Raw genomic sequence first — 25,032 nt, forward strand, 5'->3', positions numbered from 1 at the left:
CACGGGACCGACCGGCGCCACGGGTGAGAACGGCGAGAACGGCGCCACCGGAGCCACCGGCCCCACCGGCCCCACGGGACCGACCGGCGCCACGGGTGAGAACGGCGAGAACGGCGCCACCGGAGCCACCGGCCCCACCGGCCCCACGGGACCGACCGGCGCCACGGGAGCGACTGGTGCGACCGGCGCCACCGGCGCCACCGGAACCACGGGAGCCACCGGTGGGCCCGGGCCGTGCGTCAACGTCACCTCGACGCAGCCCAACGGCAACGAGCAATTCCTCGGCGCACTCTTCGACGGGACGCCGTTCTACGGTAGGCGCCTCCTCGTAGACGGCGGGAGCCCGGAGAATCAGAACATCACCTTCGGACCGGCGAACACCCCGGGCTGGGGAGACCTGAGCACAATCGCGGGCTTCCCCACGGACTCCCCCGTCTGCGGCATCTCGGTCGACGCCAACGGAAGTGACGCCTTCTACAAGATCATCACCACGGATGGTGACGTCTACACCCTGCACTGCGCCGCTAACGGGACAAGCCTCGTGTGCCCGGCCGCAGGTTCGCAGTGGAGGGAAGTAACGGATCTGCCGAACTCTCCGAACTTCGCCCCCCGCGAGCCGTTCGGGAACAACGAGCCACTGAACCCGAGCGAGCAGTCCAGCCTGATGGACCAGCTGATGAACAGCCTCGCCGCCAACGGGGCGATGGGGCCGGGCATGGACGCGATCCAGAAAGGACTCTTGAAGAGCAAGTCCTGACCTCGTTGGGATCCGTCTGAAGTGTGCCGTGTCCGGAATCGTCCGGGCACGGCACACGTGCGTGCGCCGCGCGGCGCAGGGAATCGTCCTGGTGGTCTGCTGATCGGCGGAGTGGCGGTAGCCGTCGTAGCAGGCCGCGACAGCACCGAGCCGCCCGGGCACCACCTCGAACACCAGCTTTCGCTGCTGCACCGGGAGACGGAGTCGCTGGTCGCGGGGTTGCGGGAGGCCGAGGCGCGCCGGCAGCGGACGCACACGCGGTACCTGGACGACCTGGGCCGGGCGCTCCGAGCCCCGCCGGACGGGCCGGGAGCCCGGACCGTCCGACGGTAGTAAGCCGCCCGACTACCGCCGGACGCGCACCGTCCCCGACGCCGTCGAGTCCGTGTGCAGAGCGTCGCCGGCGTAGCTCACCGTGTACGTCACCTCGCCGGTCACCGCGGGCAGGTCGTTGATCCGGAACGTGCCGTCGGCGGCGACCGCCGCCGAAGTCAGCGCGCCGGTGCCCTTCCGGTCGGTCCGCTCGACGGCGACGGCGATACCGGACGGAAGCGCCCGCCCCTGACCGGTCAGCTTTCCGGTGATCTCCACGCCGCCGGACTTCGTCGCCTCCGCCGGGGCGGTCAGCGTGATCGTCGTCGGCGCCTTGGCGACCGCGACGGTCAGGGCGATGTCCTCGGCCGGGCGGTGGGTGACGTCGCCGGTGAAGGAGACGGTGTACGTGGCGTCCCCGACCAGCGACGGCACGTCGAGGACGGTGAACGAACCGTCCGGGTCGACCTCGACGGGAGCGAGCTTCCGGTCACCGTTGGCGTCGCGGCGTACCGCGGAGACCCTGACCGGCTCGGCGGGCGCCGCCCCGTCGAGTTCCAGCCGGCCGCGGATGCCCACGGGTTCGCCGACGACCGGCTGCCCCGGGGTGGTGGAGAGCGAGCCGGTGAACCGGGAGTCGTACTGGGCGGCCGGGGGCTGGATGACATGCAGCCAGTACTCGTTGCCGTAGGCGTTGGTGGTGACGGCGAACAGCCGCGAGCCGTCCTTCGACCAGCCGAGCCCGCGCGGCGCGATCCGGTCCCCGTCGAGCGCGCCCTCGAAGGCGAACTCCAGCGGGGCCGTACCGGCCGCCGGGTCGGCCGGCTGCACGAGCAGGTCGACCGTGCTCCCGGTCGCGGCGGCGCCCCGGGCTATGTAGGTGCCGTCGCCGCTGAAGGCCACGGCGGACGCCACGGCCCCCTCGGGCAGCGGCTGGTACCCGGCCGGCGCGTCGGACAGGTCGGCGGCCTCCAGCAGCCGGGTGCCGTAAGCGGCGTCGGCGACGGCGATCCGCCTCCCGTCGGGCGACTGCGCCGTGTCCCGTACATCGAGCGCGCCCCGCCCCTCGGCGTCCGCGAACCGGCGCTCCGGGCCGCGCACGAGCGTGTCGCCGCTCGCGTCGAGCGTGGTGAGGAAGGGGTCGGCCTCGCCGGGGCTGCGGGTCTGTGCCATCACGATGCGGTCCGGGACCTCGGGGCCGCTGGTCAGCCGCAGCCGGCCCGCGCCGTTCCATCCGGTGTTCGTGGCCTGGTTCCCGCTCGTGCCGTACAGCCAGGTCGTGCGGGTCTCGCAGTCGGAGTAGTACGGCGTCTCGGTGTGCCACTCCTTGCCGCCCGCGAAGGCGACATCGCGCGGGCAGCCCACGTCGTACGCGGTGAACGTGAACCCGGTGCGCTGCTGCGTCACGGTGTCGAACACGAGGATGCCCGAGGACTGCGAGACGTAGAGCGTGCCGCCGTCGGCGCTCAGGGCCATCCCGGACGGCGCGGTGCCGGTGGGCAGCGAACCGACCTTCTGGCCCTGGAAGTTGTAGACATGGACCTGGTTCGCCACTCGGTCCCGGCGGTCGTCGGTGACGTAGACCCGCTCGTGCGCCGAGTCGACGACCATGGCCGAGTACGACGAGATCGGCAGCTTGGCCACTGTGTCACCGGCCACCGGGCCGTCGGCCGCGAGGGCGGCGGTCGGCGCGAGGGCGGTGAGCCCCGCGGTGCCGAGGGTCAGCGCGGCGAGCGTCGCCGCGATGCGTATGCGGTGCTGATTCCTTCTCAACTGAGTCCCCCACTGGCTCTGTTGGTCCCCGGCCGACCAAGCCGGAGACATGTGAAGGAACATCGAATCTTGTGGAGGTGCCGTGCGCAAGATCAAGGCGATGCCCGGTGGTTCTCCACGAAAGACGCAGGAGGTCAGGAAGCGCATGAAAAGGGGCGGCCCCCGGAATCGTGAGGGGATTCCGAGGGCCGGACCGCGGCGGGCTGTTGACCCCACAGGTCAGGGCGGATGTCCGAGGCCCGGCCGCGGGAGTGTGCGGGGCGCACCCCTCGCGGGGGTGCGCCCGGAGGCATCAGCCCAGGCGCTCGACCAGCGCGCGGTATTCGTCCCACAGCTCCTTCGGCGTGTGGTCGCCGAACGTGTTGAGGTGCTCGGGGACCAGCGCCGCCTCCTCGCGCCAGACCTCCTTGTCGACGTTGAGCAGGAAGTCCAGGTCGGACTCGGAGAGGTCCAGGCCGTCGGTGTCCAGGGAGCCCTTGGCCGGCAGGATGCCGATCGGGGACTCCACGCCCTCGGCCTTGCCGTCGAGGCGCTCGACGATCCACTTCAGGACGCGGCTGTTCTCGCCGAAGCCGGGCCACACGAACTTGCCCGCGTCGTTCTTGCGGAACCAGTTCACGTAGTAGATCTTCGGGAGCCTGGACTGGTCCTTGCCGGCCCCGACCTTGATCCAGTGGTTCATGTAGTCGCCCATGTTGTAGCCGCAGAACGGCAGCATGGCGAACGGGTCGCGGCGCAGCTCGCCGACCTTGCCCTCGGCGGCGGCGGTCTTCTCGGAGGCCACGTTGGCCCCGAGGAAGACGCCGTGCTGCCAGGTGAAGGACTCGGTGACCAGCGGGACGGCCGAGGCGCGGCGGCCACCGAAGAGGATCGCCGAGATCGGCACACCCTTCGGGTCCTCCCACTCGGGCGCGATGATCGGGCACTGGCCGGCCGGGACGGTGAAGCGGGCGTTGGGGTGGGCGGCCGGGGTGTCGGACGCGGGCGTCCAGTCGTTGCCCTTCCAGTCGGTGAGGTGGGCCGGAGCGGTCTCCGTCATGCCCTCCCACCACACGTCGCCGTCGTCGGTGAGCGCGACGTTGGTGAAGACGGAGTTGCCCCACATCGTCTTCATGGCGTTGGCGTTGGTGTGCTCGCCGGTGCCGGGCGCGACACCGAAGAAGCCCGCCTCCGGGTTGATCGCGTACAGCTGGCCGTCCTCGCCGAAGCGCATCCAGGCGATGTCGTCGCCGATGGTCTCCACGGTCCAGCCGGGGATCGTCGGCTCCAGCATGGCGAGGTTGGTCTTGCCGCAGGCCGACGGGAACGCGGCCGCGACGTACTTGGGGGCCTCCGCCTCGCCCTTCGGCGGGGTGAGCTTGAGGATCAGCATGTGCTCGGCGAGCCAGCCCTCGTCACGCGCCATGACGGAGGCGATGCGCAGCGCGTAGCACTTCTTGCCGAGCAGGGCGTTGCCGCCGTAGCCGGAGCCGTAGGACCAGATCTCGCGGTCCTCGGGGAAGTGCGAGATGTACTTGGTGGAGTTGCACGGCCACGGAACGTCCTGCTGGCCCTCCTCCAGGGGTGCGCCCAGCGTGTGGACGGCCTTGACGAAGAAACCGTCGGTGCCGAGCTCGTCCAGGACGGCCTGTCCCATGCGCGTCATGGTGCGCATCGAGACGGCGACGTACGCGGAGTCGGTGATCTCGACGCCGATCGCGGAGAGCGGGGAGCCGACGGGGCCCATGCAGAACGGGACGACGTACATCGTGCGACCGCGCATCGAGCCGCGGAAGACGCCCTTCTCGCCCGTGAAGATCTCCCGCATCTCGGCGGGGGCCTTCCAGTGGTTCGTCGGGCCGGCGTCCTCCTCCTTCTCGGAGCAGATGAACGTACGGTCCTCGACGCGGGCGACGTCGCTCGGGTCGGACGCGGCGTAGTACGAGTTCGGGCGCTTGGTCTCGTCGAGCTTGGTGAACGTGCCCTTGGCCACGAGCTCCCCGCACAGGCGCTCGTACTCGGCCTCGGAGCCGTCGCACCAGACCACCCGGTCCGGCTCGGTTATCGCTGCGATCTCGTTCACCCAGGAGATGAGGTCCTGGTGCTCGGTGGGGACGGTGAGGGGATCCGCGATGTCGCGCGCCACGATCGCTCCTTGTTGAGGGTGTCTGTTTGGTAGTTGCCCCGTGGGGGCTGCGACCCGGATGCTTCTACCCCTTCGAATCCCGCTGGCGCTCATCCGGTGCCGACCGCACTCATTTGATCATCCGACCGTTTAGCCCATATGTCCAGGGGGGCGCACACGTGAGCATTGCCACTCGTATCGGTTACCTACGGTCGCGTAGGTACGATGCGGGAATGACTGCTGCCGCCGCCTCGCCCGCGCCCGCCGGGCTGGAACCAGCCGAGTCCGACCCCGTCCCGGTCAAGCCGCGGCTGCGCGGCTGGCTGCACGCCGGAATGTTCCCCGCCGTGATCGTCGCGGGGGTGGTGCTGATCGCGTTCACGGACAGCGCCGTCGGCCGGATCGCCTGCGGCATCTACACCCTGACCGCCTGCCTGCTCTTCGGTGTGAGCGCGCTCTACCACCGGGGCACCTGGGGCCCGCGCGGCGAGGCGGTGCTCCGCCGGCTCGACCACGCCAACATCTTCCTGATCATCGCGGGCACGTACACCCCGCTGACCCTGCTGCTGCTCCCCGAGTCCACCGGGACGCCGCTGCTGTGGGCGGTCTGGGCGGCAGCCGCCGCGGGGATCGCCTTCCGGGTGTTCTGGGTCGGCGCGCCGCGCTGGCTCTACACGCCCTGCTACCTGGCGATGGGCTGGGCCGCGGTCTTCTTCCTGCCGGACTTCATGCGCACCGGCGGGATCGCGGTGCTGGTGCTGGTTGTCGTCGGCGGGCTGCTCTACAGCGCCGGCGGCGTCATCTACGGCATCAAGCGCCCCAACCCCTCGCCGCGCTGGTTCGGCTTCCACGAGGTGTTCCACTCGCTGACCCTGGCGGCCTTCGTGGTGCACTACGTCGGCATCTCGCTGGTGGCCTACAACCACCACTGAGCGGCGTCCTGACCGGTGCCGGCGCCCCGCCGATGCCGGACAATGGCGGCCATGGCCGCCACCTCCCGTACCCCGTCCGTTTCCGCTCCGGGAACGCAGCCGCAGTTGGGGCTGCGCGAGCGGAAGAAGCTCAGGACCCGGATCGCGATCCGGCAGGCCGCGTACCGGCTGATCGCCGAGCGGGGGTACGACGCGACGACGGTGGAGCAGATCGCGGCGGCAGCCGATGTGTCGCCCAGCACCGTCTTCCGGTACTTCCCGGCCAAGCAGGACATCGTCCTCACCGACGAGTACGACCGGGTCCTGGAGGCCGCCCTGCGCCGCCGCCCGGCCGGTGAGCCGCCGCTGGAGTCGCTCCGGCACGTCCTGACCGGGACGCTCGCGGCATTCCTGGCGACCGGGGAGGAGGAGCTCCGGCAGCGCACCCGGCTGATGGTGCAGGTGCCGGCGATCCGGGTCCGGATGGCGGAGAGCATGTCGGGCACCGCCGAGGTGCTGGCCGGCGCGCTCGCCGCCCGCAGCGGCCGCGCCCCCGGCGACCTGGCGGTCCGGGTGTTCGTCGCGGCGGTGCTGGGCACGCTGCGCGAGGTGACGCTGTACTGGGGCGAGCACGGCCAGGAGGACGACCTCGTGGCGCTGATCGGCCAGGCCCTGGACACCCTGGAGGACGGCCTGCGGCTGTGACCGGGGCGGGGGACAGCCTGCGGCTGTCACCGCGGGGTCCAGGAACGCCCCCGGATCGCCCGCCGGTCCTCAGCGGCCCCCGAGGCTCCGCGCCAGCTCCCCCGCGTCCGTCGTCGGCGCATCGCACACGAAGTGCCTGCACACGTACGCCGTCGGCGCCCCGTCCACCATCGGCCGGTCCGCCAGCAGCGGGAACTCGGCCCCGCCCGTCTCCCCGGCCGCCACCACCGCGCCCGGCGCCGTGCCGAGCAGCGCCGCACGGTGCAGCTCGCCGCCGACCGGTCCGGCGACGGCGACCTCGCGCGGCCCGTCGAGCAGGGCCTCCGCGACCGCGAGCCCCCAGCCGGTGAACCGGGGAGCCCGCGGCCCGAGCGCCTTGATCACGCCGAGCGCGCCCTCCGCGGCGGTGCGGTGGGCCTCGGAGCCGGTGTGCGCGGCGTACGAGAGCAGCGCCCCGGCCGCCGCTGTCCAGCCGGCCGGGGTCGCGTTGTCGGTGGGGTCCTGCGGGCGGCGGATGAGCTGCTCGGCGTCGTCCGCCGCGTCGTACAGCTGGCCGCCCTCGCCGGTGAAGTGCTGGAGCACGATGTCGAGCAGGAAGCCGGCGAACTCCAGCCAGACGCCCTCGCCGGTGACCGAGGCCAGCGCGAGGAAGCCCTCCGCCACGTCGCCGTAGTCCTCCAGGACCCCGGCGTGCCCGCCGGACCGCCCGTCCTTCGACGTACGGTCCAGCCGGGCGACGGCGCCCATGTGCACCCGTACCAGCAGGTCGGCGGCCTCGGTGGCGCGCTCGACGAGGTCGGGCCGGCCGAAGTACGCCCCCGTCTCGGCGAGCGCGGCGATCGCCAGACCGTTCCAGGCGGCGACCACCTTGTCGTCCCGGCCGGGGCGCGGGCGCGGCTCACGGGCGGCCAGCAGCGCGGCCCGCACCCGGGCGACCCGGTCCGGGTCCGCCCCGGCGCCCTCCGGCGCGAGCTGGAGCACCGAGGATCCCTCCTCGAACGTACCTTCCTCCGTCACCCCGAAGTACTCCGCGGCGAAGGCCGCGTCCTCATCCCCCAGCGCCTCCCGCAACTGCGCGGGCGTCCACACGTAGTACGCGCCCTCGACGTGCCGCCCGTCGCCGGCCTCGCCGTCCTCGCTGTCCGCGTCGAGCGCGGAGGCGAAACCGCCCTCGGCGGTGCGCAGTTCGCGCACCATGAAGTCGGCGGTCTCCAGGGCGATCCGGCGGGCCTCCTCCGAGCCGGTGGCCCGCCACAGGTGCGCGTAGACCCGGCAGAGCAGCGCGTTGTCGTAGAGCATCTTCTCGAAGTGCGGCACCAGCGCGCCCCCGGACCGCTGGCGCAGCACGTACCGGTGGAAGCCCCCGCCCAGCTGGTCGAAGAGGCTCGACCGGGCCATGGCCGCGCACAGCCCCTCGGCCATCTCCAGCGCCCCCTCGGACTCCGTCCGGGCGTGGTGCCGCAGCAGGAACTCGATCACCATGCTCGGCGGGAACCTGGTGTCACCGGAGCCGAGCCAGCCGCTCTCCGGGTCGTACTCCCGGCTGACGCCCAGCAGCGCCCGCGCGAGCTCCGCCTCACCGGGGACCCCGCCGGCTCCGTGGTCCAGCTGCCGCCCCGCCAGATCGCGGGTGATCCTCTCGGCGACCTCCCCGACCTCCGCGCGCCGGCCGGTCCAGGCGCTGTGCACGCCTTCGAGCACCTGCCGGAAGGACGGCAGGCCGTGGCGGGCCTCGGGCGGGAAGTAGGTGCCGAAGTAGAACGGCTCGCCGTCCGGCGTCATGAACACGGACATGGGCCAGCCGCCCTGCCCCGTGGCGGCCTGCACGGCCTCCATGTAGACGGCGTCCACATCGGGCCGCTCCTCGCGGTCCACCTTGACGGACACGAAGTGCTCGTTCATGTACGCGGCGGCGTCGTCGTCCTCGAAGGACTCGTGCGCCATGACGTGACACCAGTGGCAGGCGCTGTAACCGACGCTCAAGAACACCGGGAGGTCGCGCCGCCGGGCTTCTTCGAACGCATCCGGCCCCCAGGGCCACCAAGCGACCGGATTCTCAGCGTGCTGCAGCAGATAAGGCGAGGTCGCGCCAGCCAACCGGTTCATGATCCCAGCCTCTCACAATGCCCGACCCCGTCGGCGAGGCCCGCGCAGGCTCTGCCTCGCTTGGCCGAACCGTACGCAGGCGCCATCGCGTGGGGGACTCCGCCTCTCCACCCCCATGACAACCCACGTGGGGCGAGCTTCAGTTGAGACGCTTCACTGAGCGGACTCGGGGCACCCCGGCCGGGGCGCCAGGCAGGCAGGTGGGCTCTCGCGCTCTTTCGGACCGGACGTTCCGCAGCACAGGACAGTGGCTGATCCCAGCAGTGCCGGAAGTGGCGAGGCTCCTCGAAGAAGGTGCACCATGACCACCGAGACGGTGGCGCCCGCGTGGATGCATACGCAGATCGGCGCGGCGCAGTACGACTCCTGGTCCGAGGAGCAGTGCGCCGGCATCGGAAGACCTTAAGAACTCGTAACACGATCTTGCTGGCGTGCAGCGGCCGGTCGGGGACAGGGGGCGTCGTCGAGCGGCCGGTGAGTAGTTCGCTGTTGCCGAAGCCAGGTGGTTCACGGGCTCAGCCGGAGTCATGCGGGGATGAAGCTCGGCCACCAGGGTGGGACGTTGCCCGGGCACACCGGGGCGGGGTAGGAGTCCGGCATACCAAGCCATGTGACAAGTAACCAGGTGAACCACAGGGTGAAGATGAGCCCTGCAGTCAGGGCTGTCCTGCGATGACGTCTTCCGAGAGTGCTGTGCAGGATCACCCACGGAACCGCAGCGGCGATCCATATCAGAGGCGCAAGAAACAGCAAAGTCATGCCATTGGCTGCTGCGTTGCTGCCGACATCACAAGCAGCCCATGCCCTCCCAATCGCAGCAACGGTCACCACTGCGGTCAGCCCACCGAAGAGGGAACCAAAGCCAGCTCCTCTGAACCAGCGGCTCGGAGGACTCGACGGCCCTGCTCCCACGATCATCTCCCCCGCCTCGCCGTAGACGCGGAGAGTACCAACGTTCTGAAGCTGCCCGTTGGGGCTCTGCCCTGCCCTGACACCGGTCAGTTGTTCTTGGGCTTCCGAAGCCGTCGCCAGCAGATGAGGCTGCAGGCGAGGGAGACAAAGGCGTCGTGGAGTTCGGTGCGGCGTTCCCAGCGGACGGCGAGGCGTTTGAAGTGGTGGAGCAGGGCGAAGGTCTGCTCCACGACGTAGCGGAGCTTGCCCATGCCCTTGATGTTCGGTGATCCCTTGCGGGAGATGACGGGCAGGATCCGTCGGCGACGCAGCTCGTCGCGGTGGGCGTTGGAGTCGTAGCCCTTGTCTCCGAGCAGGGCTTCGGGTCTGTGGCGGGGCCGGCCGGGGCGGCCCGCGACGGGTGGGATGCCGTCGACCAGGGCGAGGGTCTGGGTGACATCGTTGACGTTGGCCGCGGTAATGATGACCTTCAGTGGGGTGCCGCGTCCGTCGCAGATCAGGTGGTGTTTGCTGCCCGTTTTCCGCCGGTCGACCGGCGACGGACCGGTGTCGGATCCCCCTTTTTCGCGCGGATGTGAGAACCGTCCACGCACGCCCGTGACCAGTCGAGCTCGCCGGCCGCGTTCAACCTCGCGAGCAGGACCCGGTGCAGTTGGTCGAAGACCCCAGACTTCTGCCATCGGTCCAGGCGACGCCAGCAGGTCTGTCCGGAGCCGAACCCCATCTCCACAGGCAGGAGTTGCCAGGCTATGTCGTTGTAGAGGACGAACAAGATGCCCTGGAGACAGAGCCGGTCCGAGACCGGTCTCGGACCCGGCGACCGCTCCGGCCACGGCGGCAGCAGCGGCTCGATCAATGCCCACAACTCGTCATCCACGATCCACGGTCGAGTACTCACACCCTCACGAACGGCCGAATCCTCACACCGGTCACGACCAACCAGGACGTTTCAGCAAGATCGTGTTACGAGCTCTAAGGGCGCCCGGTCCTGGCCGGGAGGACTTCGCCCATGGACTGGTCGCGCCACCGCTCCAGGAGTTCGTGGAAGGCGACGGCTCCGTGCGGGTAGGCGGTCGGGCCGTTGGGCCGGCCTCTTCCCTCGCGGTTGTAGTAGCCGGGGGTGCACTCGGCGTGGAACCACTCGCGGTCGGGGGCGCCCTCGGCCAGGACGGCTGTCCAGGCGTCCTCGGTCTCGGGGGACGGTTCGATGAGGGCGCCCTCGGCTTCGGCGGCTGCGACGAGGGCGGCGGCGTGGATGGCCTGCTCGTCCAGGATGTGGGTGAAGTTGACGCTGCTGGCGTTCTGGAGGGACCCCATCTGGATCAGGTTCGGGAAGCCGTTGCTGGTGAAGCCGTGGAGCGTGCGCGGGCCCCGCTGCGCCCACCTGTCCAGTAGCCGGACGCCGCCCCGGCCGTGGACGGGGAGCTTGCCCGAGTGGATTCCGGAGGTGCCGACGTTGAATCCGGTGGCGAAGATCAGGCAGTCGAGTCCGTACGTGGTGGCGCCGACCGTGACGCCGTGTTCGGTGACGCGCTCGATGCCGTGGGTGTCGGCGGTGTCGACCAGGGTGACGTTGTCGCGGTTGAACGCCGGGTAGTACAGGTCGGAGAAGGTGGGGCGTTTGCAGGCTTGACATGCTCCCCGCCCTGAAGGGCGAGGCCACCGTGCTGGCCGAGGATCTGACCGCACCGAACGGGATCTCGTTCGACGCGGACCGCCGCGGTCTGTGGTTCAGCGAGCTCACCGAGAACCGGATCTCCTATCTGCGCCTCGACGACGAGGGCGCGGTGACGTCCCGGCACACCGCCATCCGCGTGGACGGCGGAATCGCGCAGACCGACTCGATCGCCGTGGACGCGGACGGCAACCTCTACCAGGGGCTGCACGGCCGGGCGGCAATGGCCGTGTACGACCGGCACGGTGAGCGGCTGGCGACGGTCGAGCTCCCCGCGCGGACCGAAGGCCTGGAGTCGGCGACGAACGTGGCCATCACGCCCGGCGGGGCCAAGGCGTACATGACCGTCAGCGGCCCCGCCGGGGGATACCTGTACGCCTTCGACGCGCTCGCGGAAGGCATCCGGCAGTCCAACGGCGGCTGACGCCCGCCTCGGCTCAACCGCCGAAAGCCCGTACCGGCCCCACCTCGACGCCGAGCAGCTGCCAGGCGGCCAGCGCCCGGTGTTCCCGCTCCTCGCGGGTGGGGCCGGTCACGGCGGCCGAGACCATGGCGACCGCGAGCACGAGGTCGTTCGCGGCACTCAGCCGATGACCGCCGGGCAGCCGTGTCCGCAAGGCTCGCTCCACGCGTTCGGACAGGCCCCGGGCATGTGCGCGGATCTCGGAGCGGCCGGCCGCGCGGTCGGCGTGCAGGAGGCCGATGAAGGCCGCCGACTCGGTCAGATGCCAGGTCAGCACACCGAGAACACCGGCGAAGGTCGCGCCTTCGGCCTCGGCCGCCTGCTCGATCTGCCGCACATTCCCTTCCAGAACAGCGGCCACCGCAGCGGTCCGGTCCGGAAAGTGCCGGTAGAGAACGCCCTGCCCGACCCCGGCCCTGCGCGCGATCGCGGACAGCGGCGCCTCCAGACCGTGCTCCGCGAAGATCTCCCGGGCGGCGGTGACCAGAGCGGCCCGGTTACGGGCGGCCGCCTTCGGCCCGTCGTTCTCGGGACGCCTCCCGTCCTGCCCGGTGTGCTCCGTCACCCCGGAAGCGTACCGGCCGGGCAGACGCGGCTTCCCCGTCCGCGGGCCGGGACGGCGGGCACGCGTGCGTATGCGCGTCAGGGATGCGTCGCGGCCCGGTCGGACTCGCTGCGCAGGACGCAGAACTCGTTGCCTTCGGGATCGGCGAGGACCGCCCAGCCGGAGCCGTCGGGATTGCGGTGATCGGCGACGAAGCCGGCGCCGAGGCCCAGCAGCCGTTCCACCTCCTGCTCGCGCGAGGTCTCGGGGCGCAGGCACAGGTGGATCCGGTTCTTGATCTGCTTGGGCTCGGGCACCTGGTTGAAGTACAGCACCGGGCCCTGCTCCAGCATCACCTGAGTCTCCCGGTCCCCCGGGCCGGCCTCCGGATGCAGCGGACGGCCGGTCACCCCGCTCCAGAACCGGGCCGGCCCATAGGCATCCGCACAGTCGATCGCCACGTTCTGCACCACCGAGACCATGCGCGCGAGCCTTCCGCATTTCCGCCCCGGACGCCAACCGGCCGGCCGGCGCCGCGCAGTGCCGGGCGTCACTCCCTCGCGCCGACGCGCCGCAAGCAGGAGACTGGACGGCGATCCCGGCCGAGGCAGGGCCGACCGTCGTATCCGGAGGGGGACACACATGCGGGACAGCCATCGGGCCGAAGCCGAAGGGCTGTTGGTGCGCGCCGTGGAGGAAGAGGTACGGCGCTCGGGCGGCCGGGCGGACGCCGCCACGCTGACGGTGCGCGGGCGGGCGGCGCTGGATTCGCTGGCGGCAGCGGCGGACGACGAGTACGCCGCGTACCTCCAGGCGCTGGACGCCTCGGAGGCCGGGGCGCGGCCGCTGTCGCAGCGGTTCAGCCGGGCCACGCTGGGAACCCCCCTGCTGGTCACCGCAGTCGCCGCGGTCGCCGCCGTCGGCGCGGATGTCGCGTTCGGCACGGCGGCCGGGCCGGCCCTCGGCGCGGGCGCCGTCGTCGCGGTCGCGGGGGCCACCGCCACCGTCGCCAAGGTCACCGCCTCGCACTGGCCCGCCGCCCACCGGCGGGCCGGGGCGCTCGGACAGCCCGGCGGTGCCGAGCAGTTGCGGCTGCAGTGGCTGGCGGCGCTGGAGGTACGGGGCATCCGCCCCTTCATCGACCAGCAGCGGATGCTCACCGCCTCGTCCCGCACCCCGGCGAAGAAGGTCCCCCCGCAGTCGCGGACCGCTCCGTCGCCGCGCCGTACGGACCGCAGCGCGGCGGCCCGTACCCGCGCGGTCCTGGAGCAGTCGTTCGGCCATCTGCCCGATTCCGACGGGCCGTTCGCGGGGCGGCGGACCGAACTGGCGCAGATCGCCCAGTGGGTGCGGGAGGCCCGCGCGTCGACGGAGACCATGCCGACCGTCGTCGTCCTGCACGGCACGCCCGGCTCGGGGCGCACCACGCTCGCGGTGCGGGCCGCGCACAGCCTGAAGGACCTGTTCCGCGGCGCCTGCGTGGTCGATCTGCGCGGCGACGTGGCCGGCGAGGCGCCGCTGCCGACCCGCGACGCGCTGCTGCACCTGCTGAACCGGCTGGGCGCACCCCGTGATCAGCTGCTGTTCCGGGACGGGGCGGTGCCCGGCGGCGGGGCGGACCCGTCGGCCCGGGGCCGGGCCTCGGCCGAGCAGCAGGTGCGGCGGCTGAGCGAGCTGTACCACCAGCATCTGACCGGCACCCCCGTGACGGTCGTCCTCGACGACGCGAGCGACGCGGCGCAGGTGCGCACCCTGATCCCCGAGCGTTCCGACAGCCTCGTCCTGGTCACCGCCCGCGAGCCGCTCCGGCTGCCGGACGACGTCCCGGCCCGGGTCCATCAGCTGCCGGTCGGCGCACTCGACGCGGCCGGGGCGGAGGAGCTGCTGCGCGAGGCGGCCGAGACCCGGGAGGAGGGTCCGTACGACTCCCGGGCGACGGACACCGTCGCCGAGCTGTGCGGCGGGCTGCCGCTCGCCCTGCGTGTCGCGGGCTCCTCGCTCGGGACCCGCACCCGCGACGCCCTCGCCGCCTCCCTCGCCGAGTACGGGCCGCTCCCGCCGGTCGAGCGGGCGCTGTGGCTGCGCTACACCGACCAGTCCGAGCTGGCGCGGCGGCTGCTGCGCCGGCTCGCGCTGGCCGGGCGGGCGAGCCTGGGGGCGGCCGCGGCGGCGGCGCTGCTGTCCGCCGACGAGCAGGAGGCCGAGCGGCTGCTGAGGGCGCTGGCCGGGGCCGGGCTGCTGACCCATGTCCGGGGCTCGCGCTACCGGCTGCACGACCTCGTACGGGGCTTCGCGCTGGACCGGCTGCGGGACGAGGAGGAGGCTGCGGACCGTACCGCCGCGCAGGAGCGGCTGATCCGCAACTACGCTGACCTGGCCGGTGCGGTGATCCGGATGGTGGACGGCAAGATGTCGACCCGGGCCGGTCAGTTCGGCTCGCACGGATTCGGTTCGCTGGACTCGGCGCTGCGCTGGCTGGACGACGAGTCGAGCTTCATCACGTCCGCGCTGCGGCACGCCGAGGGCGTCGACCAGGCCGCCGTGCTGGACCTGCTGGGCGCGCTGTGCGACTACTGCCTGCTGCGCGGCGACCTCTACCGGCTTGGCGAGATCAGCGAGTTGACGCAGGCGGTGGACAAGGGGCTGCTGGAGCGGTCCGTGCAGTGGCGCACCGGCATCGCGGCCCGGCAGCTCGGCGAGCTGGACAAGGCCCGCACCACCCTGTCGTCGGTGGTCGGCCTCTACCGCGAGGCGCAGAACGAGGCGGGTACGGCGCTGGCGCTCTGCTCTCTCGGCATCACCCTGCACCACCAGGGCAATCTGACCGAGGCGTCGGCGCGGCTGCGCGAGGCGATCGAGCTGCAGTCCTGCGAGGAGCAGGCGGAGGACCGGGCCTGGTCGATGCATGCCCTGGCGGCCGTCGAGCGCGACCGGGCCCGGCTCGTGGAGGCGCTGACCCTGCTGGACACCGCGCTGGTCCTGCACCGGGAGGGCGAGTCGCTGCACGGCGAGGCGTGGACGCGGTTCCAGCTCGGCCAGACCCTGCTGCGGATGGGCGATGTGGAGCGGGCCGAGGAGGCGCTGCGCACGGCCCTGGGCCTGTACGGCAGTACCCGTGACGAGCGGGGCGAGGCGTGGGCGCTGACCCAGCTGGCCCGCGCCCGGCTCCTGGACGGCGACCCGGCCCCGGCGGTGGAGCAGCTGAACCGGGCGCTGGAGCGGCACCGCGACAACGAGGACGCGCGCGGCGAGGCGTGGACGCTTTTCTACCTGGGCCAGGCCCTGGAGGAGAACGGCGACACGGACCGGGCGGTGCGGCAGCTGGAGCGGGCCCGCACGATGTTCTCCCGGATGCGGGACGTGTACGGGCTGGCGTGCGCCCGCCACCACTCGGGCCGGGTCACCCGTGACCAGCGGGCGGCCCAGACCGGGAACCTGCGCAACTCCGGCTTCGCCCGCCAGCTCCTGATGGACGCCCGCGCCGACTTCCGGCGCATCGGGGTCGCCCACGGCGAGGCGTGGACGTGCCTGGAGCTGGCGCTGATCGACGCGGGCAACAACCGTTCCCCGCAGGCGCTGGAGCTGTGCGGCGAGGCGGTGGAGCTGTTCGACTCGTACGGCGACGCGCGGGGGGCGGACTGGGCCCGCTTCCTGCGCTGCACGCTGCTGCCCTACGCGTCGCCGGGCGGCAGCGAGGTGGGTACGGCGGTGGCCCAGGAGGAGCTGGCCGAGCTGGTGCGGGCCGGGCACCCGGCGCGCGACGGCAAGCTGGAGGACTGCGCGGCGGCGTTCACGGTGGTGCTGAACCGCGGAGTGGACCTGGAGGACGGGTGGCAGGCGTGGCGCCTGGGCATGACGCCGACACGGCATGCCCAGGAGGTCATGGGCGTACCGGTGCCGGCCGCGTACGGCCCGTCCGGCGGCTGAAGGCGACCTCGGGCCGAGCACAGCCCTGAATCCGGCCGGTCACCGACCGGCCGGATTCGTGCCGGGCGGCTCCGGAACGCCGGAACCGCCCCGCCTGCTGCTTCCGGCTACTTCCGCTTCGCGGAACCGACCGCCACGGGGGCGCCGGCCTCCGCGTCCGGGTCCGGGGCCTCCTCGAAGTCGACCTTGCCCATGTGCCGGTTCATGGACTTCATCAGCAGCCACACGCCCACGGCGAGCGCCGCGAAGACGATGAAGCCGAGAACGCCTGGGGTCACCTTGTTCTTGTCGAGCTCTTCAGCAAGCGGAACGAGGTCGGTCAGTGCCTGGGTCGCGTACATATCAGGCATTGTCGCGGATGCCCGCGAAGAGGTCGCTCTCGGGGAGGGAGGTATCGACGAGAGACTTCGCCAGCTCGTACTCCTCGGTGGGCCAGACCTCCTTCTGGATGTCCATCGGGACGCGGAACCAGCCGCCGTCCGGATCGATCTGCGTGGCGTGCGCGATCAGCGCCTTGTCACGGGTCTCGAAGAAGTCCGCGCACGGAACGTACGTGGTCAGCGTGCGCTCGTCACGCTCGAACTCCTTCCAGCGCTTCAGCCACTCGCCGTACGGCGACTCCAGACCACGGGCCAGCAGCGCCTCGTGCAGCGCCACCGTGCGCGGCCGGTTGAAGCCCTGGTTGTAGTAGAGCTTCTGCGGCTGCCAGGCCGGGCCGAACTCCGACTCGGGGAACTTCTCGGCGTCCGCCGCACCGTCGAAGGCGATCATCGTGATCTTGTGGGTCATGATGTGGTCGGGGTGCGGGTATCCGCCGTTCTCGTCGTAGGTCGTGACGACCTGCGGCCGGAACGCACGGATGCTGCGGACGAGCCGGGCGGCGGCCTTCTCCTCGTCCTCCAGCGCGAAGCAGCCCTCGGGCAGCGGGGGCAGCGGGTCGCCCTCGGGCAGGCCCGAGTCGACGAAGCCCAGCCACTCCTGGTCGACGCCCAGGATCTCCCGGGCCTCGTCCATCTCCTTCTTGCGTACCTCGTGGATGTTCTCCTCGATGTACGCGTCCCCCTGGAGCTTCGGGTTGAGGATGGAGCCGCGCTCGCCTCCCGTGCAGGTCACCACCAGCACGTCCACCCCCTCGGAAACATACTTGGCCATGGTGGCCGCGCCCTTGCTCGACTCGTCGTCGGGGTGGGCGTGGACGGCCATCAGTCGCAGCTGCTCGGTCAAGACTCGATCCTCAGTGATTCGGCATGTAGGCAGGCTTCTATAGTGACCGAAACCGGGGGGTGGAAAATTCCTCGATCCCCGGCACGGGAGGAACGATCATGACGGCGGTGCGCGAAGCGCTTCCGGAGAACCGCTACGGCCGCTCCGCGGACCAGCTCGCGGACCGCAAGCTCAAGATCATCGGCTCGGTGCTGGGCGTCGTGCTTCTCGCTGTGGTCGGCTGGATCGGCTACGACTACGTCACCGGCCAGGGCATCAGCGCCGAGGTGATCAAGCGCCAGGTCGTCTCGGACCAGCGCGTCGACATCCACCTCGAAGTGCGCAAGGACAAGGACGCCAAGGGCTACTGCACCCTGCGCGCGCAGCACGAGGACGGCAGCGACGTGGCCCGCAAGGACTTCCGCTTCGACGAGCGCACCGACCGGATCGACCGGATCGTTTCGCTGCGTACGACGGCCAGGGCCACCAGCGTCGAGCTGCTGGGCTGCACCACTGACGGCGGGGCCTCCCACTGACCGGCGCGCGCCGGTCCTGAACCACCGTGTCCGGGCCTGACCTGCGTCTACGCGGTCCCGACGTTTTACCTTCTCCCCCTTTTCCTGCGGAATTGTTAGGCTCGTGGTTTCGCCCACCCGTGGAAGCACATGCTTACGGGTAGGGCGATGCTTTGTATTCCCAGTACCGACGAGGAGCACCCTGTGACCCAGACCAGCGAAAACGTCACCTGGCTCACGCAGGAGGCGTACAACCAGCTCAAGGCCGAGCTGGAGTACCTGTCTGGTCCCGCGCGCACGGAAATCGCCGTAAAGATCGCGGCGGCCCGTGAGGAGGGCGACCTGCGCGAGAACGGCGGGTATCACGCCGCCAAGGAGGAGCAGGGCAAGATGGAGCTCCGGGTGCGCCAGCTGACCCAGCTCCTGGAGCACGCGAAGGTCGGCGAGGCACCTGCCGACGACGGCGTGGTCGAGCCCGGCATGGTCGTGACGATCGCCTTCGACGGCGACCCGGACGACACGATGACCTTCCTGCTCGCCTCCCGCGAGTACGCGAGCTCGGACATCGAGACGTACTCCCCGCAGTCGCCGCTCGGCACCGGCGTGAACGGCAAGCGGATGGGCGACGACGCCGAGTACGAGCTGCCGAACGGCAAGACGGCCACCGTGAAGATCCTCGCGGCGAAGCCGTACACCGGCTGATCCCGTACACCGATGCCAGGAGCCCCCGGCCCGTCGGGCCGGGGGCTCCTGGCATGTGCGGCTGTGCTCAGACCGCCACCTGCCGGTACTTGCGCACCGCCAGGGTGCGGAAGACCACCAGGATCATCAGGGACCAGATCAGCGACGCCCAGACCGGGTGCACCATCGGCCAGGCGTCCGACGGCGACACGCCCGGGTTGCCGAAGAGCACCCGGCACGCCTGGACGGTGGCGCTGAACGGATTCCATTCGGCGATCGGCTGGAGCCAGCTCGCCATGTTCTCGGTGGGCACGAAGGCGTTCGAGATGAATGTCACCGGGAAGAGCCAGATCAGCCCGCCGGAGGTGGCCGCCTCGGGGGTGCGGACCGAGAGGCCGATCAGCGCCCCGATCCAGGAGAAGGCGTACCCCAGCAGGAGCAGCAGCGCGAAGCCGCCGAGCACCTTGCCGATGTTCTCGTGGGTGCGCCAGCCGACCAGCAGCGCGACGACGGCGAGGACCAGCAGGGTCAGCGTCGTCTGGACGAGGTCGGCGAGCGTACGGCCGGTGAGCACCGCGCCGCGCGCCATGGGCAGCGATCGGAACCGGTCGATGAGGCCCTTGTGCATGTCGTCGGCGATGCCCGCACCGGCCCCGGCGGTGGCGAAGGTGACGGTCTGCGCGAAGATGCCGGCCATCAGGAAGTTCCGGTACTCGACGGGGCTGGTGGAGCCGCCGATCATCATCGAGCCGCCGAAGACGTAGCTGAACAGCACGACGAACATGATCGGCTGGATGAGCCCGAAGATGATCATCTCGGGTATCCGGGCCATCCGGATGAGGTTGCGGCGGGCGATGACGAGCGAGTCGCGCATCGACTGCCCGATCCCGCCGCCCGCCCTGGAGACGGCGGGAGTCACGGGCGTTCCGGTTGTCGCGCTCACTTGACCGCCTCCGTTCCCGCCAGGGGGCCGGCGGCGGCCCCGGTCCCGGTCGTGTCGCCGTTCCCGTTTCCGTTTCCGTCGCCGTTCTGCGTACCCGCCGTGTGGCCGGTCAGCGAGAGGAAGACGTCGTCCAGGGTGGGGCGGCGCAGCCCGATGTCGTCGATCTCCACGCCACGGGCGTCGAGGTCGCGGATGACCTCGGCCAGCAGTTTGGCCCCGCCGAGGACCGGGACGGTCAGCTTGCGCATGTGCTCGGCGACGGCGACCTCGCCCTTGCCGAGGTGGGCGAGGACGGCGCGGGCCGGCTCGATCTGGTCGCGCTGGTGGACCACGACCTCGACGCGTTCGCCGCCGGTGCGGGCCTTGAGCTCGTCGGAGGTGCCCCGGGCGATGACCAGGCCGTGGTCGATCACGCAGATCTCGTGGGCGAGATGGTCGGCCTCCTCCAGGTACTGCGTGGTGAGCAGCAACGTGGTGCCGCCCGCGACGAGTTCCTCGATGACCTCCCAGAGCTGCTGCCGGTTGCGCGGGTCGAGGCCGGTGGTCGGCTCGTCCATGAACATGACCGGCGGGGAGACGACGAGTGCCGCGGCCAGGTCGAGGCGGCGCCGCATGCCCCCGGAGTACGTCTTGGCCGTGCGGTCGGCGGCGTCGGCGAGGTTGAACCGCTCCAGCAGCTCTCCCGCCCTGGCCTTCGCGTCCCGTGCGGTCATCTGGTAGAGCCGGCCGACCATCTGGAGGTTCTCACGGCCGGTCAGATACTCGTCGACCGCGGCGAACTGGCCGGAGAGGCCGATCGATCTGCGTACCTCGTTGGGCTTCTTCAGTACGTCGATGCCCGCGACGACGGCCCTGCCGCTGTCGGGCCTGAGCAGTGTGGTGAGGACGCGCACGGCGGTCGTCTTGCCTGCGCCGTTGGGGCCGAGAAGTCCGAGGACGGTGCCTTCCGGCACATCGAGATCGACACCGCCGAGTGCTCGTACATCGCCGAAGGTCTTCACCAGTCCTTCGGCATAAATGGCGCCTGGCATACGGGATTCCCCCCAGTGCGTTCGGGTGACTTCCTCAACAGATCCTAGGTTTGACGGTCTTTCCGCGCCTGGTGAACGCATGAGGGCAGGCATGCCCGCGACAACCCGGCGCCGGCAGCAAACGTAACGCGATACATCGCGACAGACAAGGGTTCGGCGCCGGTACGGGCCGGCCCTTTCAGTCCATCACCAGATAGCCCGCGTCCCGCAGCGCCGCCGAGACCTCCGCGCAGTGCTCCGGTCCCTTCGTCTCCAGCTGGAGCTCCACCTCGACCTCGGTGAGCCCGAGCCGGGGATCGGTCCGCACATGACCGATGTCGAGCACATTGGCGTCGACCACCGAGAGCACGCCCAGCAGCGTGGCCAGCGCGCCGGGGCGGTCGGTCAGCCGCAGCCGCAGGCTCAGGTACCGGCCGGCCGCCACCATGCCGTGGGTCAGGATGCGCTGCATCAGCAGCGGGTCCACGTTGCCGCCCGACAGGAGCGCGACCACCGGCCCGTGGAACGACTTCGGATCGCTCAGCAGCGCCGCGACCGGGCTCGCCCCGGCCGGCTCCACCACCAGCTTCGCCCGCTCCAGGCAGAGCAGCAGCGCACTGGACAGCTCGTCCTCGGAGACCGTACGGACCTCGTCGACCAACTCCCTGACCAGCTCGAACGGCACATCCCCGGGGCGCCCCACCTTGATGCCGTCCGCCATCGTGGTCGGCGAATCGATCGACACCGGATGGCCCGCGGCCAGCGAGGGCGGGTAGCAGGCCGCGCCCGCCGCCTGCACCCCGACGATCCGTACATCGGGCCGGACCGCCTTGACCGCCACCGCGATGCCCGCCGCGAGCCCGCCGCCGCCGATCCCCACGACGATGGTCCGCACCTCGGGGCACTGTTCGAGGATCTCCAGGCCCACCGTGCCCTGCCCGGCGATGATGTCCGGGTGGTCGAAGGGATGGATGAAGACCGCACCGGTCTCCTGCGCGTACTCCTGCGCGGCGGCCAGCGTCTCGTCGACGACATGTCCGTGCAGCCGGACCTCGGCCCCGTACTGGCGGGTGGCGGCCACCTTCGGCAGCGGCGCCCCGACCGGCATGAAGACCGTCGACCGTACGCCGAGCAGCGCAGACGCGAGTGCGACACCCTGCGCATGGTTTCCGGCGCTCGCGGCGACGACCCCGGCCGCCCGCTCCACCGGCGACAGCCCCGCGATGCGTACGTACGCACCCCGCAGTTTGAACGAGCCGGTCCGCTGCAGGTTCTCGCACTTGAGGTGGACCGGCGCGCCCACCAGGTCGGTCAGGTGGCGGCTGCCTTCCATGGCGGTCGTCCTGGCGACGCCGGAGAGCATCTTCTGCGCTCCGCGGACGTCGTCGAGGATCAACGGGGGAAAGTGGCCGGTCGCGCGGAAGTTCATACGGTAAGTCTTGCAGCTCGGCAGGGCACCGGCCGCCGCGTCCCGTCCCCTCCTGGGCCGTTGTCCACGGGTTTGCGCAGCGCTGGTACGCGTTGCCCCGTGGCCGCGTACTCTGTCCCCCACCCATCCGACACCGCACGAAGAGAGCCCCCGGCCATGCCCCCTCAGGACATGACGACAGCTGCGTCTCCTTCCGGGGGCGCCGCCCCCGAACCCACGGGTTCCGACCACGTCCTCGACGCTCTGCAGCACCAGGTCGCGGTATTCGCCCGCCGTGCCGAGCAGACCCGCCTCGGCGGTGTCGGCCAGGTACGCAATTCCATGGACCGGGCCGCATATCTCCTGCTCAACCGGCTGGACCGGGAAGGGCCGATGGGCGTCAAGGCACTCGCCGCGGGCATGGGGATCGACTCCTCGACCGTGACCCGGCAGGTCGCCCCGCTCGTCGACACCGGGCTGGTCAAGCGCACCTCGCACCCCGAGGACGGCCGGGCCGTCGTGCTCCAGCTGTCGCCGCGCGGCCAGGCCCGGCTGGACGAGGTCCGCGGCTCCCGCCGCGAGCTCATGACGCAGGTGACGGACGGCTGGACGGCCGAGGAGCGCGAGACGTTCTGCGCACTGCTCACCCGGTTCAACGCGTCGCTGGCCGCCCGCCAGACCTCGCACCAGGCGCCTCCGGCCGGCTGAGGGCGCCCCGGCCCCGGGCCGACCTGCTGCACGCCTCTTGACCAGGAGCCCGCGAAGGGGCTCGGATGTGGACTGTGCGAGAGCGCCAGACGGGCCGGGAGCGGCGCCGCGCCCAGGAGTTCGAGACCTTCGTCGCGGGCGCGGCCGGCCGCCTGCTGCACACCGCCACGCTGCTCACCGCCGAGCCCATGCGGCCGCCGGGAGCCAATCCCCGGGCCCAGCGGCTGCTGACGGCCGCGCTGGCCTGCGCGTACGCGCAGTGGGACCGGCTGCGCGGCGAGGACCCGTACGACCGCACCCGGCGTGAGCTCGCCGTCCGGTTCGCCGAAGAGGTCTGGCACCACCACCGGCCGCGCGGCGGTCTGCTGGACCCGCTGACCCCGCAGGAGCGCCTCGTCCTCGTACTGCGGCTGTACGAGGGGGTCGCGGAGGAGCAGACCGCGGCGCTGCTCGGCCTTCCGGTGGACCGGGTGCGGGCGCTCTGCAACCGCTCGGTGGCCACGATGCGCGGCACCCGCCGTCCCACGGCGCGGCGGGGCCCGGCGGGCCCGCTGGGGGTCGCGCGGTGAGCCGCAGCGGCGACCGGGAGGACGAGGTCCGGCGCATGCTGGACGGCCCGCATCCGCAGGTGCCCGCCGATCTGGCGCGGCGGGCGTCGCAGCGCGGCGGCCGGATGCTGCGCCGGCGGCTGTTCGTCCGCCGGCTGATGCTGGTGCTGGCGGGCGTCGCGGTGGTGGCCTTCACGGTCTGGGCGATGGCGGTACACCCCTGGGAGGTACCACCGGCCGAGACGACGCCTCTGGAGGGCTGGTAGGCGGTCCTGGCTGGCGAACTATCCTGGAATGCACGGGATTGCGGTCCTGCGCAATGGTCCGCGGGAGGCTGCCATGACCAGGAAGATCGCCGACTGCCGCAAGCATCCGAGTGTGTCGCACTGCTCGCTCACCATCTCCGGTGAGGAGGAGGAAGTCGTACGGGCCGCGACGGAACACGCGGTCTCCGTCCATGAACACACCGACAGCCCGGAACTGCGCGAGCAGATCCGGGCGATGCTGGAGGACGAGCAGGTCGACGCCTGACGAGACCCCGGACATCCGGGCGGACTCGAAACGTTCGAGCCCGCCCGGATCTTTCGCGGTGCCTCCAGGGCCTGTCCGACCCTGATCCGCCGGACAGGCCCTAGCCGAGCGCCTGCGTGAGGTCGGCCAGCAGGTCGTCGGCGTTCTCGATGCCGACGGAGACACGGACGAGGTCGGCCGGCACCTCCAGCGGGGAGCCCGCCGCCGAGGCGTGCGTCATGCGGCCCGGGTGCTCCACGAGCGACTCGACGCCGCCCAGCGACTCACCGAGGGTGAACAGCTTCGCCCGGTTGCAGACCTGGACGGCCGCCTCCTCGCCGCCCTCGACCCGGAAGGACACCATGCCGCCGAACGCCTTCATCTGCTTGGCGGCGATCTCGTGGCCGGGGTGCTCGGGCAGCCCCGGGTAGAGGACCTGGGTCACCTTGGGGTGCCGGGTGAGCAGGTCGGTGACCTTGGTGGCGTTCTCGCAGTGCCGGTCCATGCGGACCGCGAGGGTCTTGATGCCGCGCAGCACCAGCCAGGCGTCGAACGGTCCGGCGACCGCGCCCATCGCGTTCTGGTGGTACGCCAACTCCTCGGCGAGTTCCGGGTCGTTGACGATCAGCGCGCCGCCGACGACGTCCGAGTGGCCGCCCATGTACTTCGTGGTGGAGTGCACCACCACATCGGCGCCCAGGGCCAGGGGCTGCTGGAGGTAGGGGCTGGCGAAGGTGTTGTCGACGACCAGGCGCGCGCCCGCGGCACGGGCCACACCGGCGATCGCTGCGATGTCGGTGATGCCGAGCAGCGGGTTGGACGGGGTCTCCACCCAGATCGCCTTGGTGCGCGGGGTGATCGCCGCCCGCACCGCCGCCACGTCCGAGGTGTCGGCGACGGAGAACTCGACGCCCCACCGCGAGACGACCTTCGCGAACAGCCGGAACGTACCGCCGTAGGCGTCGTTCGGGATGACCACGTGGTCGCCGGGGGTCAGCAGCGTACGGAGCAGGCAGTCCTCGGCGGCGAGGCCGGAGGCGAAGGCGAGCCCGCGGCGGCCGCCCTCCAGGGCCGTGAGGTTCTCCTCCAGGGCGGTACGGGTCGGGTTGGCGCTGCGGCTGTACTCGTAGCCGCCGCGCAGTCCGCCCACGCCGTCCTGCTTGTACGTGGACACCTGGTAGATGGGCGGAACTACGGCGCCGGTGAGGGGATCGGCGGTGTTTCCCGCGTGGATCGCGAGGGTCTCGAAGCTGTGCTGGTCGCTCATGGGGCCCGAGCGTAGTTCGTCACGAGGGCGCCCACCGGACTACCGGGCCG

The 25,032-nt window shown here is 71.4% G+C and carries 23 protein-coding genes and 3 pseudogenes; 13 read left to right on the plus strand and 13 right to left on the minus strand.

Translation table 11 applies throughout. The annotated features are described in order from the left end of the window. Together ACIRJP_RS06975 and ACIRJP_RS06980 are read left to right on the plus strand one after the other, a co-directional pair. On the plus strand, positions 1–757 hold a 757-nt coding region (locus ACIRJP_RS06975; RefSeq protein WP_404169148.1), incomplete at its 5' end, for a hypothetical protein. 111 nt (positions 758–868) lie between these two features. Further along, positions 869–1,090: a hypothetical protein gene (locus ACIRJP_RS06980; protein ID WP_404169151.1), complete on the plus strand. Its 222-nt coding sequence runs from the start codon at positions 869–871 to the stop codon at positions 1,088–1,090. 12 nt (positions 1,091–1,102) lie between these two features. Here ACIRJP_RS06980 and ACIRJP_RS06985 read toward each other — a convergent pair whose 3' ends face one another. Both ACIRJP_RS06985 and ACIRJP_RS06990 read right to left on the minus strand, forming a co-directional pair. Next, positions 1,103–2,842 carry an Ig-like domain repeat protein gene (locus tag ACIRJP_RS06985; protein ID WP_404169154.1) on the minus strand — a complete coding sequence of 580 codons (1,740 nt, stop codon included), beginning with the start codon at positions 2,840–2,842 and terminating at the stop codon, positions 1,103–1,105. 292 nt (positions 2,843–3,134) lie between these two features. Continuing rightward, positions 3,135–4,967, minus strand: a complete 1,833-nt coding sequence (locus ACIRJP_RS06990) for a phosphoenolpyruvate carboxykinase (GTP) (protein ID WP_404169157.1) — start codon at positions 4,965–4,967, stop codon at positions 3,135–3,137. A gap of 212 nt (positions 4,968–5,179) precedes the next feature. On the opposite strand from ACIRJP_RS06990, the gene ACIRJP_RS06995 reads away from it, so the two are divergent. Both ACIRJP_RS06995 and ACIRJP_RS07000 read left to right on the plus strand, forming a co-directional pair. After that, a complete protein-coding gene (locus tag ACIRJP_RS06995) occupies positions 5,180–5,878 on the plus strand; it encodes a hemolysin III family protein (protein WP_382933737.1) in 699 nt (232 codons plus the stop codon). Positions 5,879–5,929: 51 nt separating this feature from the next. Then, positions 5,930–6,562: a TetR/AcrR family transcriptional regulator gene (locus ACIRJP_RS07000; protein ID WP_404169160.1), complete on the plus strand. Its 633-nt coding sequence runs from the start codon at positions 5,930–5,932 to the stop codon at positions 6,560–6,562. A gap of 69 nt (positions 6,563–6,631) precedes the next feature. Here the strand turns inward: ACIRJP_RS07000 and ACIRJP_RS07005 are convergent, their stop codons facing one another. Beyond that, positions 6,632–8,668 carry a thioredoxin domain-containing protein gene (locus ACIRJP_RS07005; RefSeq protein ID WP_404169163.1) on the minus strand — a complete coding sequence of 679 codons (2,037 nt, stop codon included), beginning with the start codon at positions 8,666–8,668 and terminating at the stop codon, positions 6,632–6,634. Between the two features lie 301 nt (positions 8,669–8,969). Here ACIRJP_RS07005 and ACIRJP_RS07010 point away from each other — a divergent pair. Continuing rightward, positions 8,970–9,062: pseudogene (locus ACIRJP_RS07010) on the plus strand (Uma2 family endonuclease); the annotation flags it as partial. Positions 9,063–9,666: 604 nt separating this feature from the next. Here the strand turns inward: ACIRJP_RS07010 and ACIRJP_RS07015 are convergent. Beyond that, positions 9,667–10,460 (minus strand): IS5 family transposase gene (locus ACIRJP_RS07015; RefSeq protein ID WP_404169696.1). Its coding sequence is split into 2 segments (ribosomal slippage): positions 9,667–10,145 and positions 10,145–10,460, totalling 795 coding nucleotides; the frame shifts between segments, so codons are not numbered across the junction. A gap of 92 nt (positions 10,461–10,552) precedes the next feature. Further along, a pseudogene (locus ACIRJP_RS07020) lies at positions 10,553–11,287 on the minus strand (monooxygenase); the annotation flags it as partial. Here ACIRJP_RS07020 and ACIRJP_RS07025 point away from each other — a divergent pair. Then, positions 11,236–11,679 (plus strand): annotated as a pseudogene (locus tag ACIRJP_RS07025) (SMP-30/gluconolactonase/LRE family protein); the annotation flags it as partial. The pseudogenes ACIRJP_RS07020 and ACIRJP_RS07025 sit on opposite strands and share 52 nt — an antisense overlap. Positions 11,680–11,692: 13 nt before the next feature. Here ACIRJP_RS07025 and ACIRJP_RS07030 read toward each other — a convergent pair. Together ACIRJP_RS07030 and ACIRJP_RS07035 are read right to left on the minus strand one after the other, a co-directional pair. Next, complete coding sequence (locus ACIRJP_RS07030) at positions 11,693–12,283, minus strand: TetR/AcrR family transcriptional regulator (RefSeq protein ID WP_404169166.1); 591 nt, start codon at positions 12,281–12,283, stop codon at positions 11,693–11,695. Positions 12,284–12,360: 77 nt separating this feature from the next. After that, complete coding sequence (locus ACIRJP_RS07035) at positions 12,361–12,744, minus strand: VOC family protein (protein ID WP_404169169.1); 384 nt, start codon at positions 12,742–12,744, stop codon at positions 12,361–12,363. Between the two features lie 160 nt (positions 12,745–12,904). On the opposite strand from ACIRJP_RS07035, the gene ACIRJP_RS07040 reads away from it, so the two are divergent. Further along, a complete protein-coding gene (locus ACIRJP_RS07040) occupies positions 12,905–16,189 on the plus strand; it encodes a tetratricopeptide repeat protein (RefSeq protein ID WP_404169172.1) in 3,285 nt (1,094 codons plus the stop codon). Positions 16,190–16,296: 107 nt separating this feature from the next. On the opposite strand, the gene ACIRJP_RS07045 is transcribed toward ACIRJP_RS07040, so the two are convergent. Together ACIRJP_RS07045 and mca are read right to left on the minus strand one after the other, a co-directional pair. Next, on the minus strand, positions 16,297–16,530 hold the full coding sequence (locus tag ACIRJP_RS07045; protein WP_404169175.1) for a hypothetical protein: 234 nt from the start codon (positions 16,528–16,530) through the stop codon (positions 16,297–16,299). Position 16,531: 1 nt separating this feature from the next. Continuing rightward, positions 16,532–17,413, minus strand: a complete 882-nt coding sequence (gene mca / locus ACIRJP_RS07050) for a mycothiol conjugate amidase Mca (protein WP_404169178.1) — start codon at positions 17,411–17,413, stop codon at positions 16,532–16,534. A gap of 98 nt (positions 17,414–17,511) precedes the next feature. Between mca and ACIRJP_RS07055 the strand changes: the two genes are divergently transcribed. Both ACIRJP_RS07055 and greA read left to right on the plus strand, forming a co-directional pair. Further along, positions 17,512–17,928 (plus strand): DUF4307 domain-containing protein, encoded by a 417-nt coding sequence (locus ACIRJP_RS07055; RefSeq protein ID WP_351264004.1) that lies wholly within the window; start codon positions 17,512–17,514, stop codon positions 17,926–17,928. Positions 17,929–18,111: 183 nt separating this feature from the next. Continuing rightward, on the plus strand, positions 18,112–18,609 hold the full coding sequence (greA, locus tag ACIRJP_RS07060) for a transcription elongation factor GreA (protein WP_093550387.1): 498 nt from the start codon (positions 18,112–18,114) through the stop codon (positions 18,607–18,609). 67 nt (positions 18,610–18,676) lie between these two features. On the opposite strand, the gene ACIRJP_RS07065 is transcribed toward greA, so the two are convergent. The 3 genes from ACIRJP_RS07065 to ilvA form a co-directional block, all read right to left on the minus strand. Then, positions 18,677–19,531 carry an ABC transporter permease gene (locus ACIRJP_RS07065; protein ID WP_404169182.1) on the minus strand — a complete coding sequence of 285 codons (855 nt, stop codon included), beginning with the start codon at positions 19,529–19,531 and terminating at the stop codon, positions 18,677–18,679. Beyond that, positions 19,528–20,562 carry an ATP-binding cassette domain-containing protein gene (locus ACIRJP_RS07070; protein ID WP_404169185.1) on the minus strand — a complete coding sequence of 345 codons (1,035 nt, stop codon included), beginning with the start codon at positions 20,560–20,562 and terminating at the stop codon, positions 19,528–19,530. The genes ACIRJP_RS07065 and ACIRJP_RS07070 overlap by 4 nt, the downstream gene beginning before the upstream one ends. 178 nt (positions 20,563–20,740) lie before the next feature. Beyond that, positions 20,741–21,970, minus strand: coding sequence for a threonine ammonia-lyase (ilvA, locus tag ACIRJP_RS07075; protein WP_404169188.1), 1,230 nt, complete (start codon positions 21,968–21,970; stop codon positions 20,741–20,743). A 156-nt stretch (positions 21,971–22,126) separates the two neighbouring features. On the opposite strand from ilvA, the gene ACIRJP_RS07080 reads away from it, so the two are divergent. The 4 genes from ACIRJP_RS07080 to ACIRJP_RS07095 all read left to right on the plus strand — a co-directional run bounded on the left by ACIRJP_RS07080 (position 22,127) and on the right by ACIRJP_RS07095 (position 23,736). Further along, positions 22,127–22,657 (plus strand): MarR family winged helix-turn-helix transcriptional regulator, encoded by a 531-nt coding sequence (locus ACIRJP_RS07080; protein ID WP_266730107.1) that lies wholly within the window; start codon positions 22,127–22,129, stop codon positions 22,655–22,657. Between the two features lie 74 nt (positions 22,658–22,731). Continuing rightward, positions 22,732–23,226 (plus strand): sigma factor-like helix-turn-helix DNA-binding protein, encoded by a 495-nt coding sequence (locus tag ACIRJP_RS07085; RefSeq protein WP_404169699.1) that lies wholly within the window; start codon positions 22,732–22,734, stop codon positions 23,224–23,226. Continuing rightward, complete coding sequence (locus ACIRJP_RS07090; RefSeq protein WP_404169191.1) at positions 23,223–23,471, plus strand: hypothetical protein; 249 nt, start codon at positions 23,223–23,225, stop codon at positions 23,469–23,471. Before ACIRJP_RS07085 ends, ACIRJP_RS07090 begins: the two co-directional genes overlap by 4 nt. Before the next feature lie 73 nt (positions 23,472–23,544). After that, positions 23,545–23,736, plus strand: coding sequence for a DUF1059 domain-containing protein (locus ACIRJP_RS07095; protein ID WP_404169194.1), 192 nt, complete (start codon positions 23,545–23,547; stop codon positions 23,734–23,736). A 100-nt stretch (positions 23,737–23,836) separates the two neighbouring features. Here the strand turns inward: ACIRJP_RS07095 and ACIRJP_RS07100 are convergent, their stop codons facing one another. Beyond that, positions 23,837–24,982, minus strand: coding sequence for a cystathionine gamma-synthase (locus tag ACIRJP_RS07100; RefSeq protein ID WP_404169197.1), 1,146 nt, complete (start codon positions 24,980–24,982; stop codon positions 23,837–23,839). Positions 24,983–25,032: the final 50 nt, after the last annotated feature.

The organism is Streptomyces sp. NPDC102437 (genome assembly GCF_044765565.1).
Lineage (GTDB): Bacteria > Actinomycetota > Actinomycetes > Streptomycetales > Streptomycetaceae > Streptomyces.